Origin of the sequence: Brachybacterium tyrofermentans (assembly GCF_039526165.1) — a bacterium.
In the GTDB taxonomy this organism is placed as follows: domain Bacteria; phylum Actinomycetota; class Actinomycetes; order Actinomycetales; family Dermabacteraceae; genus Brachybacterium; species Brachybacterium tyrofermentans.
The window spans coordinates 1-13,892 of sequence record NZ_BAAAIR010000050.1 but is presented as its reverse complement, the minus strand read 5'-3'; the positions used below and the strand labels follow the sequence as shown (position 1 = coordinate 13,892).

The following is a 13,892-nucleotide window of genomic DNA, read 5'->3' as shown; positions in this document are numbered from 1 at the left end:
TGAAGCCGGCGTCCGCCGTGCCCGCCCTCCCGGGCGGGCACGGATGAATCGGATCAGCCGCGGACGATGTTCTCCTGCTCGATGTCCTCGTCGTCGAGGCGCTCGCTGACGTCGTTGACGCCTGCGCTCTTGCCCTTGCCCGCGAGGAAGTCCTTCTTGACCTCGTCGAGGATGCTGGACAGCTCCTCCTCGGTCGCGGACTCGAACTTGTTGGTGCTGCGGATCGCGTCGAGCACGCCGCCGTTGTGGCGCAGGTGCTCCAGCAGATGCGACTCGAAGTCGCGGACGTCCTCGAGATCGATGTCGTCGAACTTGCCCTTGGTGCCGGCCCAGATCGAGACGACCTCCTCCTCCATGGGGAAGGGCGAGCTCTGGTTCTGCTTGAGCAGCTCCATGAGGCGGGCACCGCGGTTCAGCTGCTGCTTGGACGCGGCATCCAGGTCCGAGGCGAACATCGCGAAGGCCTCGAGGTCGCGGTACTGCGCGAGCGAGATCTTCAGCGTGCCCGAGACGGCCTTCATGGCCTTGGTCTGGGCGGAGCCGCCGACGCGGGAGACCGAGATGCCGACGTCGACCGCCGGGCGCTGGTTCGCATTGAACAGGTCCGACTGCAGGAAGCACTGGCCGTCGGTGATCGAGATGACGTTGGTCGGGATGTAGGCCGAGACGTCGTTGGCCTTGGTCTCGATGATCGGCAGACCGGTCATCGAGCCGCCGCCCAGCTCGTCGGACAGCTTCGCGCAACGCTCGAGCAGACGAGAGTGCAGGTAGAAGACGTCGCCCGGGTAGGCCTCGCGGCCCGGCGGACGCCGCAGCAGCAGCGACACGGCGCGGTACGCCTCGGCCTGCTTGGAGAGGTCGTCGAAGACGATGAGGACGTGCTTGCCCTCGTACATCCAGTGCTGACCGATCGCGGAGCCCGCGTAGGGCGCGATGTACTTGAAGCCGGCCGGGTCGGAGGCCGGGGCCGCGACGATCGTCGTGTACTCCAGGGCTCCGGCCTGCTCGAGCGTCGAGCGCACCGAGGCGATGGTCGAACCCTTCTGGCCGACGGCGACGTAGATGCAGCGGACCTGCTTCTCCGGGTCGCCGCTCTCCCAGTTCGCCTTCTGGTTCAGGATCGTGTCCAGCGCGATCGCGGTCTTGCCGGTCTGGCGGTCACCGATGATCAGCTGACGCTGACCGCGGCCGATCGGGGTCATGGCGTCGATGGCCTTGATCCCGGTCGCCAGCGGCTCCTTGACGCTCTTGCGCTGCATGACGCCGGGAGCCTGGAGCTCCAGGGCGCGGCGGCCGACGGTGTCGATCGTGCCGAGGCCGTCGATCGGCGCGCCGGTGGGGTCGACCACGCGGCCGAGGTAGCCGTCGCCGACGGGCACGGAGAGGACCTCGCCGGTGCGACGGACCTCCTGGCCCTCTGCGATGCCGGAGAACTCGCCGAGGACGACGACGCCGATCTCGCTGAGCTCGAGGTTCAGCGCGAGGCCGAGCTCCCCGTTCTCGAAGCGGACCAGCTCGTTGGCCATGACGTTGGGCAGGCCCTCGACGCGGGCGATGCCGTCGGCCGACTCGGTGACCCGGCCGATCTCCTCGCGGTCGGTGGAACCTGCCTGGTAGGTGGACACGGCGGTGTCCAGTGCTTGCCGGATGTCCTCCGGGCGGATCGTGAGCTCAGCCATCGCGGTGCTTCGCTTCCTCTCGTGGTCCCGTCGCTGCGGGGGTGATGTGTGGTGCTGGGGCAGGTGCCGCGGCCGGAGCCGTCAGGACACCAGGTGTTCGCGGGCCTGGGCGAGGCGCGCGAGGACGGTTGCGTCGTAGAGGTCGTCTCCGACATGGATCCGCAGACCGCCCACGACGTCCTGTGAGACTTCGAGGTTCATCTGCACCTCACGGCCGTAGATGCCGGCCAGGACCGCGGCGAGACGAGACTGCTGCGCCTCGTCGAGCGGACGAGAGGTCTCGACCACGGCGAGGAGGCGGCGACGACGGTCCGAGGCGAACTCCGCGATCTCGCGCACACGGCGCGAGGGCTTCAGCTCGGTGCGCCGGGACACGGCGCGGACCGCGAGGGCCCCCGTGAGCCGGTGGACACGTCCCTCGAGCAGCGTTCGGACGACCCGCCCGCGGGCCGCAGGATCCCCTCGGGTGTCGTCGAAGCTCGAGGACAGCTCGGCGCTGTCGTCGATCAGTCGCGAGACCTGGAAGAGCTCCTCCTCGACCTGGCCGAGGACGCTCTCGCGCTCGGACTGCTCCAGCAGGGCGGTCACCCCCAGCCGCTCCAGGGCGTCGAGGATGTCCTCCTGCTCGGACCAGCGCCGACGCACGACCTCGAGGGTGAGGCCGAGGGCGGCGTCGCTGACCTTGCCGGTCAGCAGCGCACGGACGGCCGACTCCTTCACCTCGGCGTCGCGACCGGAGTCGCTGAGCAGACGCACGAGCTGATTGCTGGAGTCGATCGCATCGGCGATCGCGAACAGTTCGTCCGCGGTGCTGTCCAGGGAGAGCCCGTCCGTCGCGAAGACGGACTGGGCCTGCTGGACGACCTCGGCGAACGAGGTGGAGGAAGTTCCTCGCATCACTGGTCCTTATCGGGTGGCGGACTGGCTCGACTCGAGGTCGTCCAGGAACCGGTCGATCACGCGGCGGGATCGCTCATCATCGGTGAGGGACTCCCCGACGATCTTGGAAGCCAGGTCGCTCGCGAGCGATCCGACTTCGCTGTGAAGCTGCGTGGAGGCCGTCTGGCGCTCCGCGGACAGCTGCTGACGGCCGGAGGCGAGCACCCGGTCGGACTCGGCCTCGGCGCGAGCCTTGGCCTCCTCGACGATGCGTGCGCCGTCCTGGCGTGCCTTCTCGCGGATGCCTGCGGCTTCCTGGCGAGCGGCGGCGAGCTCCTGCTCCTGGGTGGCCTTGAGATCATCAGCCTGCTGCTGGACCTCTTCGGCCTTCTTCAGCCCGCCCTCGATCTTCTCCGAACGCTCATCGAGCACTGCGGTGAGTCGCGGCAGGACGAACTTCATGAAGACGACGGCGAAGATCACGACGAAGATCAACGTCCAGATGATCTCCGAGGTCTCCGGCAGCAGCAGCTTGTAGCCGGGAACTTCTGCTTCAGCGTTGAGCATCAGGGGTGCCTCAGGCCGTTCCGCCGAAGATGAGGCCGGTGACGATGGCCAGCAGCGTCAGGATCTCGGTGAAGGCGATACCGATGAACATGGTGGTCTGCAGCTGGCCGCGCAGCTCGGGCTGGCGCGCGGTGGCCTCAGCGGTCTTGCCGACAATGATGCCGATGCCGATACCGGGGCCGATAGCGGCGAGGCCGTAGCCGATCGACGCGACGTTGCCGTTGATTTCGGAGAGGATCATCGGGTCCACGGGGATTCCTTTCGTTGTGCCGCCCGGGCGGGCGGCAGACAGGGGTCTTGCGGGGAGGTGCGGGAACGGAGGCGAGCGCTCAGTGCTCGTCCGAGGAAGCCATCTGGATGTACACCGCGGCCAGCATCGTGAAGATGAAGGCCTGCAGCGCGGCGACGAAGATCTCGAAGCCGTAGATGCCGATCGCGAGGGCTCCGGCGAACGGGGAGGCCACGATGAGCCAGGTGCCCGAGAGCAGCAGCCCCTGGGTCAGCCCGATGAAGACGACCAGCATGATGTGGCCGGCGACCATGTTCGCGAGGAGTCGGATCGTGAGCGAGGCCCAGCGGATCAGGATGACCTGCAGGAACTCGATCGGGATCAGCAGGATGTAGATCGGCTTCGGCACACCGGGAGGCATGGTCTCGTGCTTGAGGTAGCCGCCCAGCCCGTGCTTCTTGATCCCGGCGACCACGTAGGTCACGAAGGTCCACAGCGCCAGCAGCAGCGGGAAGCCGATCACGGAGGTGCCCGCGAGGTTCATGCCCGGGACCACCCCGGCGAGGTTCATCGCGAGGATGAGGAAGAAGAGGGTGATCAGGAAGGGGGCGAAGCGTCGACCTTCCCGGATCCCCAGGGTGTTCTGGATGATCGTGCCGTGCACGAACTCGATCAGCATCTCGACGATGCTCTGCGCGCGGCCGGGGACCAGCTTGGCCCGGGAGGCGATCACGCACATCACGATGAGGACGACCGCGATCACGATCAGGCGCACGAGCTGCACCCGGTTGAACTCGAACGGGGTCCCGGCGAAAAGGATCGGCGGCGGGAAGAATTCCGCCAGGCTCGGGATGTGGAAGAGCGAATCGCCCTCTGCGTACAGCGTGGGGCTGAGGTCTGCGGTGTTCAGCTCGATCTCCCGTGGTCGTGTGGCCGGACGCAGCTGCGTCGGCCGTGGCCGTCATGTTGATCGAGTCCATCCCGTAGCGGCCACCATGCGTACGACGATGGACGACGCTAGGCGTTCCGGGTGGTCGATCAGTGGTCGAACTCGCTGCGGTATTGCACCGTGATCAGCAGTCGAGCACCTTGGAAATCATAACAGAGAGTCAGGATCCGGACTGGTCATCAGGGGGGTCTGCGACCTGCTCCACATCGAGGGGCTGACGGGACCGTGCCAGCAGCGTGACCTCCACCGCCACGGCCGAGACCGCGCCCACCAGCAGTGCGAGTCCGATCCACCGGGTGGAGACGCCACCCATGTCCCGCACCACGATCAGGACGAGGATCACAACAAGCATCTTGACCGCCCAGCTGCCGAGCACGGTGGCCGCCATGGTCACCGGCGTCAGCCTCGGACCGGCGAAGGTGATCGCGAGCGTCGGCAGCACCACCACGAGCGTGAGGCCCGTGCCGATGAGCGCACCGACGAGTGCCGGCTGGTCCGAGCTCATGGCGGCGATCACGATGACCACGACGTCGAGCACCATGCCGACCACGAGCGCCAGGATCAGGGCCCGCTGCATGGCGCGGTCGCCCACGGCGCGGCGACGCGGCGTCCTCCCGGTGGGGGTGGCGGAGCTGTCAGGACGAGGGGACATCGGATTCCTTCCGGCGGCGCCCGGGGCGCCATCTGAGCGGGTCGAAGGTCAGCAGGAGCGCGAACAGGAGCCCGCACGCCCAGAAGATCAGGACCGCCTGGGTGGACAGCACGATCGGCAGGAGCAGTCCGACCGACACCACCACCGTCCACGTGTACATGATCAGGACGGCGGTGCGCTTGGAGTGCCCCAGGCGCAGCAGCCGGTGATGCAGATGGGCCTTGTCGGCATGGAACGGGGACTTCCCCGAGCCGATCCGCCGCACGACTGCCAGTGCGAAGTCGAGGAACGGGATGACCATCACGCCGATCGGCAGGAGGATCGGCAGGAACTGCCCGAAGAAGTCCGCCCCCGACAGTCGTGCGGGATCGACCTGGCCGGTCACCGCGATGGTGCTCGCGGCCAGGAGGAGGCCCAGCAGCATCGACCCGGAGTCCCCCATGAAGATCCGGGCACGGGTCATGTTGTGGGGCAGGAAGCCCAGACAGGCGCCGATCATCACCGCCGTGAGCAGAGCGGCGAGCGAGGAGTAGTCCGTGGTGGAGGCGTTGCGGGTGAGCGTGTACGCATACACGAAGAACGCGGAGCCCCCGATGGCCATCACCCCGGCGGCGAGTCCGTCGAGGCCGTCGACGAAGTTCACCGCGTTCATGCAGACCACGACCACGAGCACGGTGAGGATCAGCGCCGAGCGCTCCGACAGGATGGTCACACCGCCGATCGGCAGGGACACCAGGCTGACGCCCTGCCAGGCCAGGAGCATCGCGGCGAGGATCTGCCCCGCCAGCTTCGTCATCCAGTCGAGGTCCCACTTGTCATCCGCGGCGCCGAGCAGGCAGACGAGACCGGCGGCGGCGAGGATGGCCCAGGGCTGGCGGGTGTCCTCGAACAGGCCCTCGAGGAAGGGGATGTTGCTGGCCACCACCATCGCGGCCGCCACTCCGGCGAGCATCGCGAGGCCGCCCAGACGAGGGGTGACGGCATCGTGCACGTCCCGCTCCCGCACCGCGGTCATCGCCCCGGCTCGGCGGGCCAGGAGCCTCACGGCCGGGGTGACGAGGTACGTCACCGCAGCGGAGATCAGCAGGACGAAGAGATAGATCCTCACCCCGCAGCGTGTCCCTCGCCGCGCCCGCCCTCGGTCGTCGAGGCGTCCGCCACGGTCGGCGTCGCACCGTCGGCACCGAGATCGCCGGCAACGGGATCACCAGCTGCGAGATCATCGGCAGCGGGATCGCCAGCAGCGAGATCGTCGGCAGCGAGGTCTGCAGGGACAGCGGGGACGGCGGCCTCAGCGGGGGTCGTCGCGGACCGGCCCAGGTCGGGCTCGGACGGGAGGTCGAGCGCCGGGGCGCCCGCGGCGGCGCCAGTGGTCTCGGCCGGGGTCGCCCGACTGCTCTCGGCAGGACTGTCGCCTGCGGAGTCGCCCTGCGGGGCACCACCGTCGGAAGCGGTGTCGTCGGAAGCGGTGCCGTCGGCGGCAGAGTGGTCGGCAGCGGAGAGGTCCGCCGCAGAACCATCAGCGAGAGCGCCGTCAGCGGACGCGCCCTCCGCGAGCGAACCGTCGTCGGCTGCCTCGGGCGAGCCCTCCGCGTCGGCGTCGTCCTCGGAGACCTCCGGAACGGGGGCGGCGAAGATGTCGCCGACCGCCGCGATGATCTGTTCCTTGGTGAGGCTGCCTTCGCGGACGATCTCCGCGGGCTCCACGGTGGCGTCGAGGATGGTCGAGCTGGTGCCGATCCTGGCAGTTCCTCCGTCGAGGTACTCCTCGACGCTGTCCCCGAGCTGCGTCGCGGCTTCGAGCACGGTGAGCGCGGCGGGCTTCCCGCTGCGGTTCGCGCTGGAGACGGCGAGCGGACCGGTGCGGCGCAGCAGCGCCAGCGCGATCTCGTCGTCCGGCATGCGCAGGGCGACGGTCCCACGGGTCTCCCCCAGGTCCCAGGTCAGCGAGGGCTGGGCGGTGAGGATGATGGTCAGCGGGCCGGGCCAGAACTCCTCCGCGAGCTGTTCGACGTAATCGGGCACATCGGTGGCCAGGGCCAGCAGCACGGCGTGATCGCCCACGAGGACCGGCGGCGGCACGTCGCGACCTCGGCCCTTGGCATCGAGCAGGGCGTTGACGGCGTCCGGGGTGAAGGCGTCGGCGCCGATGCCGTAGACGGTATCCGTCGGCAGCACGATCAGCTTGCCGTCACGGACGGCATCGGTCGCAGCCGTCAGCGCGGCGTCGCGGGATTCTGGGTTCTGGGTGTCATGCACGCTCACGAGGTCAGTGTCTCACTTCCGGGGTCGGGGTCTTCGTCGGCACGGCGGGCGACCAGGAAGCGGTCTCGGCCGGTGAGGTCACGGGCGGTGCGCAGGGAATCGAAGCCGCCGTGCTGTGCGGCGGCTCGCCGTGCCGCCTCACCCTGGACGTCCGCATGCTCCATGACCAGCACTCCCCCAGGTCGCAGCAGTCGGGCGGCCCAGGCGATCACGGCGCGCGGCACCTCCAGACCGTCCGGGCCGCCGCCGAAGAGGGCACGATGCGGATCGTGGTCGAGCACCTCGGCATCGCGGGGCACGGCCTCGGGCGGGATGTACGGCGGGTTGGAGACGACGGCGTCCACGTGCCCCTCCCCGCACAGCTCGGCGAGGACCGCCGCGGAGGGGCTCGAGGGGTCCTGCAGGGCCGCGGTCAGATCGGCGGACAGCACGCGGCCGCGGCCGGGGCCGGCCATCTCGAGGTTCTCCCGTGCGAGCTCGATCGCCGCCGGGTCGACCTCGACCGCGGTGACGCGGGAGTCAGGCATCTCGTCGAGGACCGCCGCGGCCAGCGCCCCGCTGCCGGTGCACAGGTCCACCACGGTGCCCAGCGGGCCGACGGCCTCCTCGCGCAGCAGATCGACGGCGAGCTCGGTCTCCGGTCGCGGGATGAACACCCCGGGGCGCACGGCGAGCATCAGCCGACGGAACGGGGCACGGCCCAGGATGAGCTGGAGCGGCTCGCGCTGCTCGCGGCGAGCGGTGGCCGCCTCGAGATCCGCAGCGAAGGTCTCCGGCAGCTCGTCGAGCAGCACGAGGGGTCGATCGGTGCGCGCGGCCGCGGCGATCAGAGCACGCGCATCGACGCTGGGCGAGGGCACTCCGGCGGCCCCGAGGCGCTCCGTGGTCTCGGCGAGGGCGGTGCGCAGACGGCCCCGCGCCGCAGCGCCGGACAGCGCCGGAGCCGCGGGGGCCGCTGAGGACTCGGAGGACTCGGAGGACTCGGAGGGAACAATCGGATCAATGGCCGCGGGATCGATGCTCATCGGGCGTCCTCGGCTGCGGTGCGCTGGGCGTCCTCGAGGCGGGTGGCGCGCGCGGCGTCCCGGGAGGAGGCGATCAGATCGTCGAGGTCGCCGGAGAGCACGCTGGCGAGGTTCCCCGCCTTGTAGCCGGTGCGGTGATCGGCGACCCGTGACTCGGGGAAGTTGTAGGTGCGGATGCGTTCGCTGCGATCGACGGTGCGCACCTGGGAGCGGCGAGCCGCGGAGGACTGCGCCTCCTGCTCCGCCCGGCGCGCATCCAGCAGGCGGGTGCGGAGGATGCGCATCGCCTGCTCACGGTTCTGCAGCTGGCTCTTCTGGTCCTGACAGGAGGCCACGAGCCCCGTGGGGAGATGGGTGATGCGCACGGCGGAATCGGTCGTGTTCACGCTCTGCCCACCAGGTCCGCTCGAGCGGTACACGTCGATGCGCAGGTTCGATGCCGCCATCGCCTCGGCGAGCACCTCGCCCTCGTCGGCCTCATCAGCCTCGGGCAGCACCAGCACGCCCACCGCGGAGGTGTGGATGCGCCCCGCGGACTCGGTGACGGGCACGCGCTGCACCCGGTGCACGCCGGCCTCATGCTTGAGGTGGGCATAGACGCCGTCGGCCGGGGTGGTGCCGGCGCGCGCGGTGATCGCCGTCGTGACGTCCTTGAACCCGCCGAGCTCGGACTCCGCGGAGGTGAGGACCTCGACGCGCCAGCCCTTGTGCTCCGCGTAGGAGCGGTACATGCGCAGCATCTCGGCCGCGAACAGGGCGGACTCCTCGCCACCGGCGCCGGCCTTGATCTCGAGGAGGACATCCCGCGCGTCATCGGGATCCCGGGGGGCGAGGAGATCCTCGAGGTGCTCGCGCTCGCTCTCGAGGCGGATCGTGAGCTGCTCGGCCTCGGCCGTCAGCTCGTCGTCTCCCTCTCCCAGCTCGATCAGCTCACGGGCGGTCTCGAGATCCGCGGTCGTCGACTCGATGTCGGCGGCGGCGGCCAGCACCGTGTCGACCTCCGCGTACCGACGACCGACCCGTCGTGCGCGGGCGGGGTCGTCATGGAGAGCGGGATCGGCCATCGACTCCTGCAGCCGGGCGTGCTCGCTGCGCAACGGCTCCAGACGGGCATCACGATCTCCACCAGCATCACGGCCATCACGGCCACCGTGACAGTCAGTGGTGTCGTCGTCCTTCATCTACCATCACGCCCTCACATGCGACGACGCCGGTGCACGCCCTGGGGCGCGCACCGGCGTCGGAGACTCGGTGTCAGGCCTTCTTGCCGTAGCGGGCCTGGAAGCGGGCCACGCGGCCGCCGGTGTCCAGGATCTTCTGCTTGCCGGTGTAGAAGGGGTGGCACGCGGAGCAGACCTCGGTGCTGATCGCACCATCGGTCTTGGTGCTGCGCGTGGTGAACGAGTTACCGCAGGTGCACTTGACCTGGGTCTCGACGTACGTGGGGTGAATATCAGCCTTCATGTCTCTCCTTCTCGGGGTCGCTGGGTCGGCGCCCGGCCGGGCGCCGTGAACCAGAACCGACGTCACAGTCTGCCACGGCACACGGCCCCGGAGCGAGGAATCGGGATGCGGCGTGCGCAACATCGCGAATCCAGGTGGTGGACGGCCGCGGGACGGGCACGACATCTCAGGTCGAGGCGCGGACCTCCAGGTGATAGGGCACCGTTCGATGTGCATCTGGCCCCTTCAGCGGAACGGTCCCCTCGAGCATCCCTGCCACCAGCTCGACGGTCTCCCGCGCCACCGCCTCGATGTCGATGCTCAACGAAGTGAGCTCGGGAGTCACCAGCGATCCGATCTCAAGTCCGTCGATGCCTACGAGGCGAACCTGGCCGGGAACCTCGATCTCCATCGAGCGCAGTGCGCGCAGCAGGCGCACCGCGAGCTCGTCGTTGAAGGCGATGAGGGCGTCGGCCCCGGTCGCCAGCGCCACCTCGAGGGCCTCACGGTGACCGGTGCGGGCGTCGACCTCATGAATCAGCACCTCGCCGTCATCCGTCAGCTCGCGGAGTGCAGCAGCGAGAGTGAGAGCCCGGCCGCCTATCGGGCCGCCGGTCAGGTCAAGCACCAGCGGGCGCCGCACGCCCACATCCTGCAGGTGCCCCACGAGCTCGGGCATCGCCTCTGCGAACAGCTGCTCGACCACGCCTCCGGCGTCGAGATGCTTCCGGCCGCCGTCCAGCTGCACCACGGGCATGCCCGCGCCGCCGCGGATGTCGCCGGTCCCCACGCCGTAGCCGACGATCGCGTCGACCCGGCGCGCCAGGTCAGCGGCGACGCCCTCCGGATCAACAGCGTTCTCCGCCTCGACCAAGACCACGTTCCACCCGTACGGAGCGCAGGCACGCACCACTGCCGTACCCAGCTCCCCGTAATACGCGTTGGTCAGGTCCATCACCACCAGGCCGAGGGTGATGGGACCCTGCTCGACCAGGCCCCGCCCGAAGCGGGAGGGGCGGTAGCTGAGCTCGCGTGCGGCGTCGAGCACTCGTTCACGAGTGGCGACGCTGATGCCGGGCATGTCGTTCATCGCCCGCGAGACCGTCTGCCGGGAGACCCCGGCGCGCGCCGCGACGTCGATGATCGTCGCACGGTGCGTGCCGGGGGTGCTGGCCTGCTGCGTCATGCGCGGAAGTCTGTCACGCCCGCTGCTCGGCCCGCAGGTCGAGCCACGCGAGGTCGCTCTCGGAGAGTTCGACTCCGAGTCCGAGGGTCGACGAGCGCATCTCGGCAATGCTGCGCGGGCCGAACAGCGGGAACGTCGGGAACTTCTGGTGCAGCACGAAGGCGAGGGCGATCGCCGTCGCGGGCACCCCGCGCTCGGCACCCAAGGCCTCTGCCCGGGCCAGGCGCTCGAAATTCTCATCGCTGTAGTAGCAGCGCACGAGCTCCGCATCGGAGCGGTCCTCGGGGTGCGCCCGCCCGGTGAAGAATCCTCGCGCCTGGGAGGACCACGGCAGCAGCGCGATGCCGCGCTCCTCGAGCCATGCCTTGGAATCCGCATCGGTCGCATGCACACAACCCGCCCACGGCACGTCCAGCGCCTCGGCCAGGCCGAAGTGGTTGGAGAGGATCGTGAAGCCCGTGCGTCCGTTCGCGCGGGCGTACTCGTTGGCCTCGTCCACCCGGGCGGGGGTCCAGTTGGAGCCGCCGTAGGCGCGGATGCGCCCGGCCCGCAGATGCTCGTCCATGACGTCGACGAACTCCCCGACCGGGATCTCGGGGTTGTCCCGATGCATCATGTAGAGGTCCGCATAGTCGGTGCCCTGACGCTCGAGGGACTCCTCGAGCTGACGCGTGATCGACTCCGGGTCGCAGTGCGGGGTGTGGGCGCCCTTGGTGATCACAACGACGTCCTCGCGGACACCTCGGTTCTGCACCCACTTCCCGAACAGCTTCTCGACGTGGCCGCCGCCGTAGATGTAAGCGGTGTCGAAGGTGGTGCCGCCGATCTCGTAGAAGGCGTCGAACATCGCCGACGCATGGGCCAGGTTCATCTGGTTGTCGCAGCCCATCACCAGGCGCGAGACCTTCTTGTCGATCCCTGGGAGCGACCCGTAGGCCATCGCGGGCCCTGACTGCACGCTGGACGCGGCGAGCGGACGCCCGGTGAGGGTAGGGATGTCCGCGTCGTCGGCCTCGAACGGGAAGCGCAGCCCGATCTCCTCACGCCAGAGGTCCAGCGCACGGGCCTGTCCGAGCGTGTTCTCCGGGGTGACCTCGGGGACGACTCCCCCGTCGCGCGCGGCCCTCGCCAGCGCGTCGGCCTCCAGGGCGTAGGCGGAAGCGGCCGGGATCTCGATGCGCTGGGGCTCCTCGCCGACCACGTCGAGCTCGATGGCCTGCTTCTCCGACAGACCCCACGGGTCGGACAGACGGATGACGCCCCGGGATCCCGTGATCGTCGCCGACTGCGGATCGGACAGGCGCACTCCGGTGCGCAGGCTCGCGGTGATGTCGCCGGGGAGAGCGACCTCGGCGGTGGCCCATTCGTCCACGCCCGTCTCGCCGAGGGTGCCGCTGCCCTGCAGCGCGGTCGGGTCGACGAACGCCCTGCCCTGGGCGGCGCCGGCGACGAAGCGGGCGAAGGACAGCGGGTAGCAGCCGACGTCGAGGATCCCGCCGCCCGCGGTGGCGGTGTCGAACAGGCGGCCGCTGCGGCCGCCTGTGTCGAAGGCGAAGGAGGCGTCGACGTGCGTGACGTCGCCGATCGCGCCGTCGGCGACGAGCTCGAGGACCTTCACCGTCTGCGGGTGGAAGCGGTACATGTACGCCTCCAGGAGGACCTTTCCGCTGCGGGCCGCGAGGTCGTTCAGCGCCATCGTGGTGCCCGAGTTCGGAGTCAGGGGCTTCTCGCACAGCACGTGCTTGCCGGCCTCGAGGGCGGCCGCGGCCAGGCGAGCGTGGCCGGTGTGAACCGTGGAGACGTAGACGCCATCGACCTCGTCGGAGGCGAGGACCTCCTCATAGGTGCCTAGCAGTGCGGGCTCGGCGAGGGGGAATTCCTCGGCGAAGGCGCTGGCGCGCTCGGGAGAGCTGCTCCCGACGGCAACCAGGACGCCGTCCAGCGAGGAGGGGAGCTGAGAGGCGAAGCGTCGGGCGATGCCGCCCGGGCCGAGGATCGCCCAGCGGAACGGGGTGGAGGAGGTGCTCATGGAGACGTCGTCGTCCTTCGAGTTCGAGGCCAGTAAGAGTCGTGAACGTTCACGACCCTCTCACCCTATCCCGGCCCCCGCGGCTCCACAAGCGCACTGGTTGGCGCGGATCCATGATGACGACCGCCGGCCGAACCGTTGACGCACGGATGCCACGATGGCATGATCTGCGTCACCCGTGAACGTTCACGGTATTGCGACTGCCACTCAACGAGGAGGGTGCGTATGAGCGCTGCGCTCACACGACGTCCATTACGAAGTTCCCCACCGCACGGTCGTCCTTCGAGACGATCCCTGATGCTCGGCGCCGGGCTGCTCCCGCTGGCCCTCGCCGGCTGCGGCTCGGACCCGACGATCTCCGAGGACCCCGATGAACTCGTGCTGTGGTTCTGGGACCGATCAGCCAGTCGAGATCTGCTGGAGCAGGCGAGCCAGGAGATCCCCGGCACCGACCGCCATCTCCGAGCCGATGTGATCGGCACCAGCTTCGACACCAAGCTCCGCACCAGTCTGGCCGGCGACGCTTACATCCCCGACATCACCTACATCAACTCCAACAACGCCCTCTATTTCACCAACGAGGACCTGTTCCTGGATCTGTCCGAGCTCGGCGCGGACTCCGTCAAGGACGACTACTACGAGTGGAAGTGGAACCTCGGGACGACCCCGACCGGCCGCTTCTGCTTCTTCCCCCTGGACATCGGCCCGACGGGCTACTTCTACCGCCAGGACATCTTCGAGGAGGCGGGCCTGCCGAGCACGCCCGCGGAGGTTTCGGCGGCGATCACCACCTGGGAGGACTGGATCGCGCTCGGCACCGAGCTCAAGGGTGCGGCCGACGCCTTCCTCGTCAACGACGCGCTGAACGTCTTCGAAGAATTCTTGAACGCGAGCCCGGAACGTTTCTTCGACACCGACGACAAGGCCCTCTATTTGGGCTCTTCCCGGTTCGTGGTGATGGGGAGCGTCGCGTCGTTGACGTAGAACGG

At 69.2% G+C, this 13,892-nt stretch carries 14 protein-coding genes; 1 reads left to right on the top strand and 13 read right to left on the bottom strand.

The genetic code is table 11. The features are described 5' to 3' along the window. Positions 1 to 53: 53 nt before the first annotated feature. The 13 genes from atpA to ABD093_RS17200 all read right to left on the bottom strand — a co-directional run bounded on the left by atpA (position 54) and on the right by ABD093_RS17200 (position 12,903). Positions 54 to 1,679 (bottom strand): F0F1 ATP synthase subunit alpha, encoded by a 1,626-nt coding sequence (gene atpA, locus ABD093_RS17260; RefSeq protein ID WP_193116071.1) that lies wholly within the window; start codon positions 1,677 to 1,679, stop codon positions 54 to 56. An 81-nt stretch (positions 1,680 to 1,760) separates the two neighbouring features. Further along, positions 1,761 to 2,576 carry a F0F1 ATP synthase subunit delta gene (locus ABD093_RS17255; RefSeq protein ID WP_193116072.1) on the bottom strand — a complete coding sequence of 272 codons (816 nt, stop codon included), beginning with the start codon at positions 2,574 to 2,576 and terminating at the stop codon, positions 1,761 to 1,763. 9 nt (positions 2,577 to 2,585) lie between these two features. After that, a complete protein-coding gene (locus ABD093_RS17250; protein ID WP_193116073.1) occupies positions 2,586 to 3,125 on the bottom strand; it encodes a F0F1 ATP synthase subunit B in 540 nt (179 codons plus the stop codon). A gap of 10 nt (positions 3,126 to 3,135) precedes the next feature. Further along, the gene (gene atpE / locus ABD093_RS17245) at positions 3,136 to 3,375 is read right to left on the bottom strand and encodes an ATP synthase F0 subunit C (protein WP_319021471.1); all 240 of its coding nucleotides are present in this window, start codon (positions 3,373 to 3,375) and stop codon (positions 3,136 to 3,138) included. A 79-nt stretch (positions 3,376 to 3,454) separates the two neighbouring features. Next, the gene (gene atpB, locus ABD093_RS17240; RefSeq protein WP_193116140.1) at positions 3,455 to 4,198 is read right to left on the bottom strand and encodes a F0F1 ATP synthase subunit A; all 744 of its coding nucleotides are present in this window, start codon (positions 4,196 to 4,198) and stop codon (positions 3,455 to 3,457) included. A gap of 265 nt (positions 4,199 to 4,463) precedes the next feature. Further along, on the bottom strand, positions 4,464 to 4,955 hold the full coding sequence (locus ABD093_RS17235) for a Cg1360 family ATP-synthase-associated protein (RefSeq protein ID WP_193116074.1): 492 nt from the start codon (positions 4,953 to 4,955) through the stop codon (positions 4,464 to 4,466). Beyond that, positions 4,939 to 6,063 carry a glycosyltransferase family 4 protein gene (locus ABD093_RS17230; RefSeq protein ID WP_193116075.1) on the bottom strand — a complete coding sequence of 375 codons (1,125 nt, stop codon included), beginning with the start codon at positions 6,061 to 6,063 and terminating at the stop codon, positions 4,939 to 4,941. Before ABD093_RS17230 ends, ABD093_RS17235 begins: the two co-directional genes overlap by 17 nt. Continuing rightward, on the bottom strand, positions 6,060 to 7,220 hold the full coding sequence (locus tag ABD093_RS17225; protein ID WP_343926064.1) for an L-threonylcarbamoyladenylate synthase: 1,161 nt from the start codon (positions 7,218 to 7,220) through the stop codon (positions 6,060 to 6,062). Before ABD093_RS17225 ends, ABD093_RS17230 begins: the two co-directional genes overlap by 4 nt. Next, positions 7,217 to 8,245, bottom strand: a complete 1,029-nt coding sequence (prmC, locus tag ABD093_RS17220; protein WP_193116077.1) for a peptide chain release factor N(5)-glutamine methyltransferase — start codon at positions 8,243 to 8,245, stop codon at positions 7,217 to 7,219. The genes ABD093_RS17225 and prmC overlap by 4 nt, the downstream gene beginning before the upstream one ends. After that, on the bottom strand, positions 8,242 to 9,426 hold the full coding sequence (gene prfA / locus ABD093_RS17215; RefSeq protein ID WP_193116078.1) for a peptide chain release factor 1: 1,185 nt from the start codon (positions 9,424 to 9,426) through the stop codon (positions 8,242 to 8,244). The genes prmC and prfA overlap by 4 nt, the downstream gene beginning before the upstream one ends. A 73-nt stretch (positions 9,427 to 9,499) precedes the next feature. After that, positions 9,500 to 9,709: a 50S ribosomal protein L31 gene (gene rpmE / locus ABD093_RS17210; protein ID WP_193116079.1), complete on the bottom strand. Its 210-nt coding sequence runs from the start codon at positions 9,707 to 9,709 to the stop codon at positions 9,500 to 9,502. A 166-nt stretch (positions 9,710 to 9,875) separates the two neighbouring features. Further along, positions 9,876 to 10,874, bottom strand: coding sequence for a LacI family DNA-binding transcriptional regulator (locus tag ABD093_RS17205; protein ID WP_193116080.1), 999 nt, complete (start codon positions 10,872 to 10,874; stop codon positions 9,876 to 9,878). 13 nt (positions 10,875 to 10,887) lie between these two features. Further along, positions 10,888 to 12,903, bottom strand: a complete 2,016-nt coding sequence (locus ABD093_RS17200; RefSeq protein WP_193116081.1) for an aldo/keto reductase — start codon at positions 12,901 to 12,903, stop codon at positions 10,888 to 10,890. Between the two features lie 297 nt (positions 12,904 to 13,200). Between ABD093_RS17200 and ABD093_RS17195 the strand changes: the two genes are divergently transcribed. After that, positions 13,201 to 13,887 (top strand): extracellular solute-binding protein, encoded by a 687-nt coding sequence (locus tag ABD093_RS17195; RefSeq protein WP_343926060.1) that lies wholly within the window; start codon positions 13,201 to 13,203, stop codon positions 13,885 to 13,887. Positions 13,888 to 13,892 lie beyond the last annotated feature (5 nt).

Excerpts from the sequence above, each read along its gene's own strand:
- atpA (WP_193116071.1), bottom strand. The coding sequence starts at position 1,679 with ATGGCTGAGCTCACGATCCGCCCGGAGGACATCCGGCAAGCACTGGAC.
- ABD093_RS17255 (WP_193116072.1), bottom strand. The coding sequence starts at position 2,576 with ATGCGAGGAACTTCCTCCACCTCGTTCGCCGAGGTCGTCCAGCAGGCC.
- ABD093_RS17250 (WP_193116073.1), bottom strand. The coding sequence starts at position 3,125 with ATGCTCAACGCTGAAGCAGAAGTTCCCGGCTACAAGCTGCTGCTGCCG.
- ABD093_RS17235 (WP_193116074.1), bottom strand. The coding sequence starts at position 4,955 with ATGTCCCCTCGTCCTGACAGCTCCGCCACCCCCACCGGGAGGACGCCG.
- prmC (WP_193116077.1), bottom strand. The coding sequence starts at position 8,245 with ATGAGCATCGATCCCGCGGCCATTGATCCGATTGTTCCCTCCGAGTCC.
- prfA (WP_193116078.1), bottom strand. The coding sequence starts at position 9,426 with ATGAAGGACGACGACACCACTGACTGTCACGGTGGCCGTGATGGCCGT.
- rpmE (WP_193116079.1), bottom strand. The coding sequence starts at position 9,709 with ATGAAGGCTGATATTCACCCCACGTACGTCGAGACCCAGGTCAAGTGC.
- ABD093_RS17205 (WP_193116080.1), bottom strand. The coding sequence starts at position 10,874 with ATGACGCAGCAGGCCAGCACCCCCGGCACGCACCGTGCGACGATCATC.
- ABD093_RS17200 (WP_193116081.1), bottom strand. The coding sequence starts at position 12,903 with ATGAGCACCTCCTCCACCCCGTTCCGCTGGGCGATCCTCGGCCCGGGC.
- ABD093_RS17195 (WP_343926060.1), top strand. The coding sequence starts at position 13,201 with ATGCTCGGCGCCGGGCTGCTCCCGCTGGCCCTCGCCGGCTGCGGCTCG.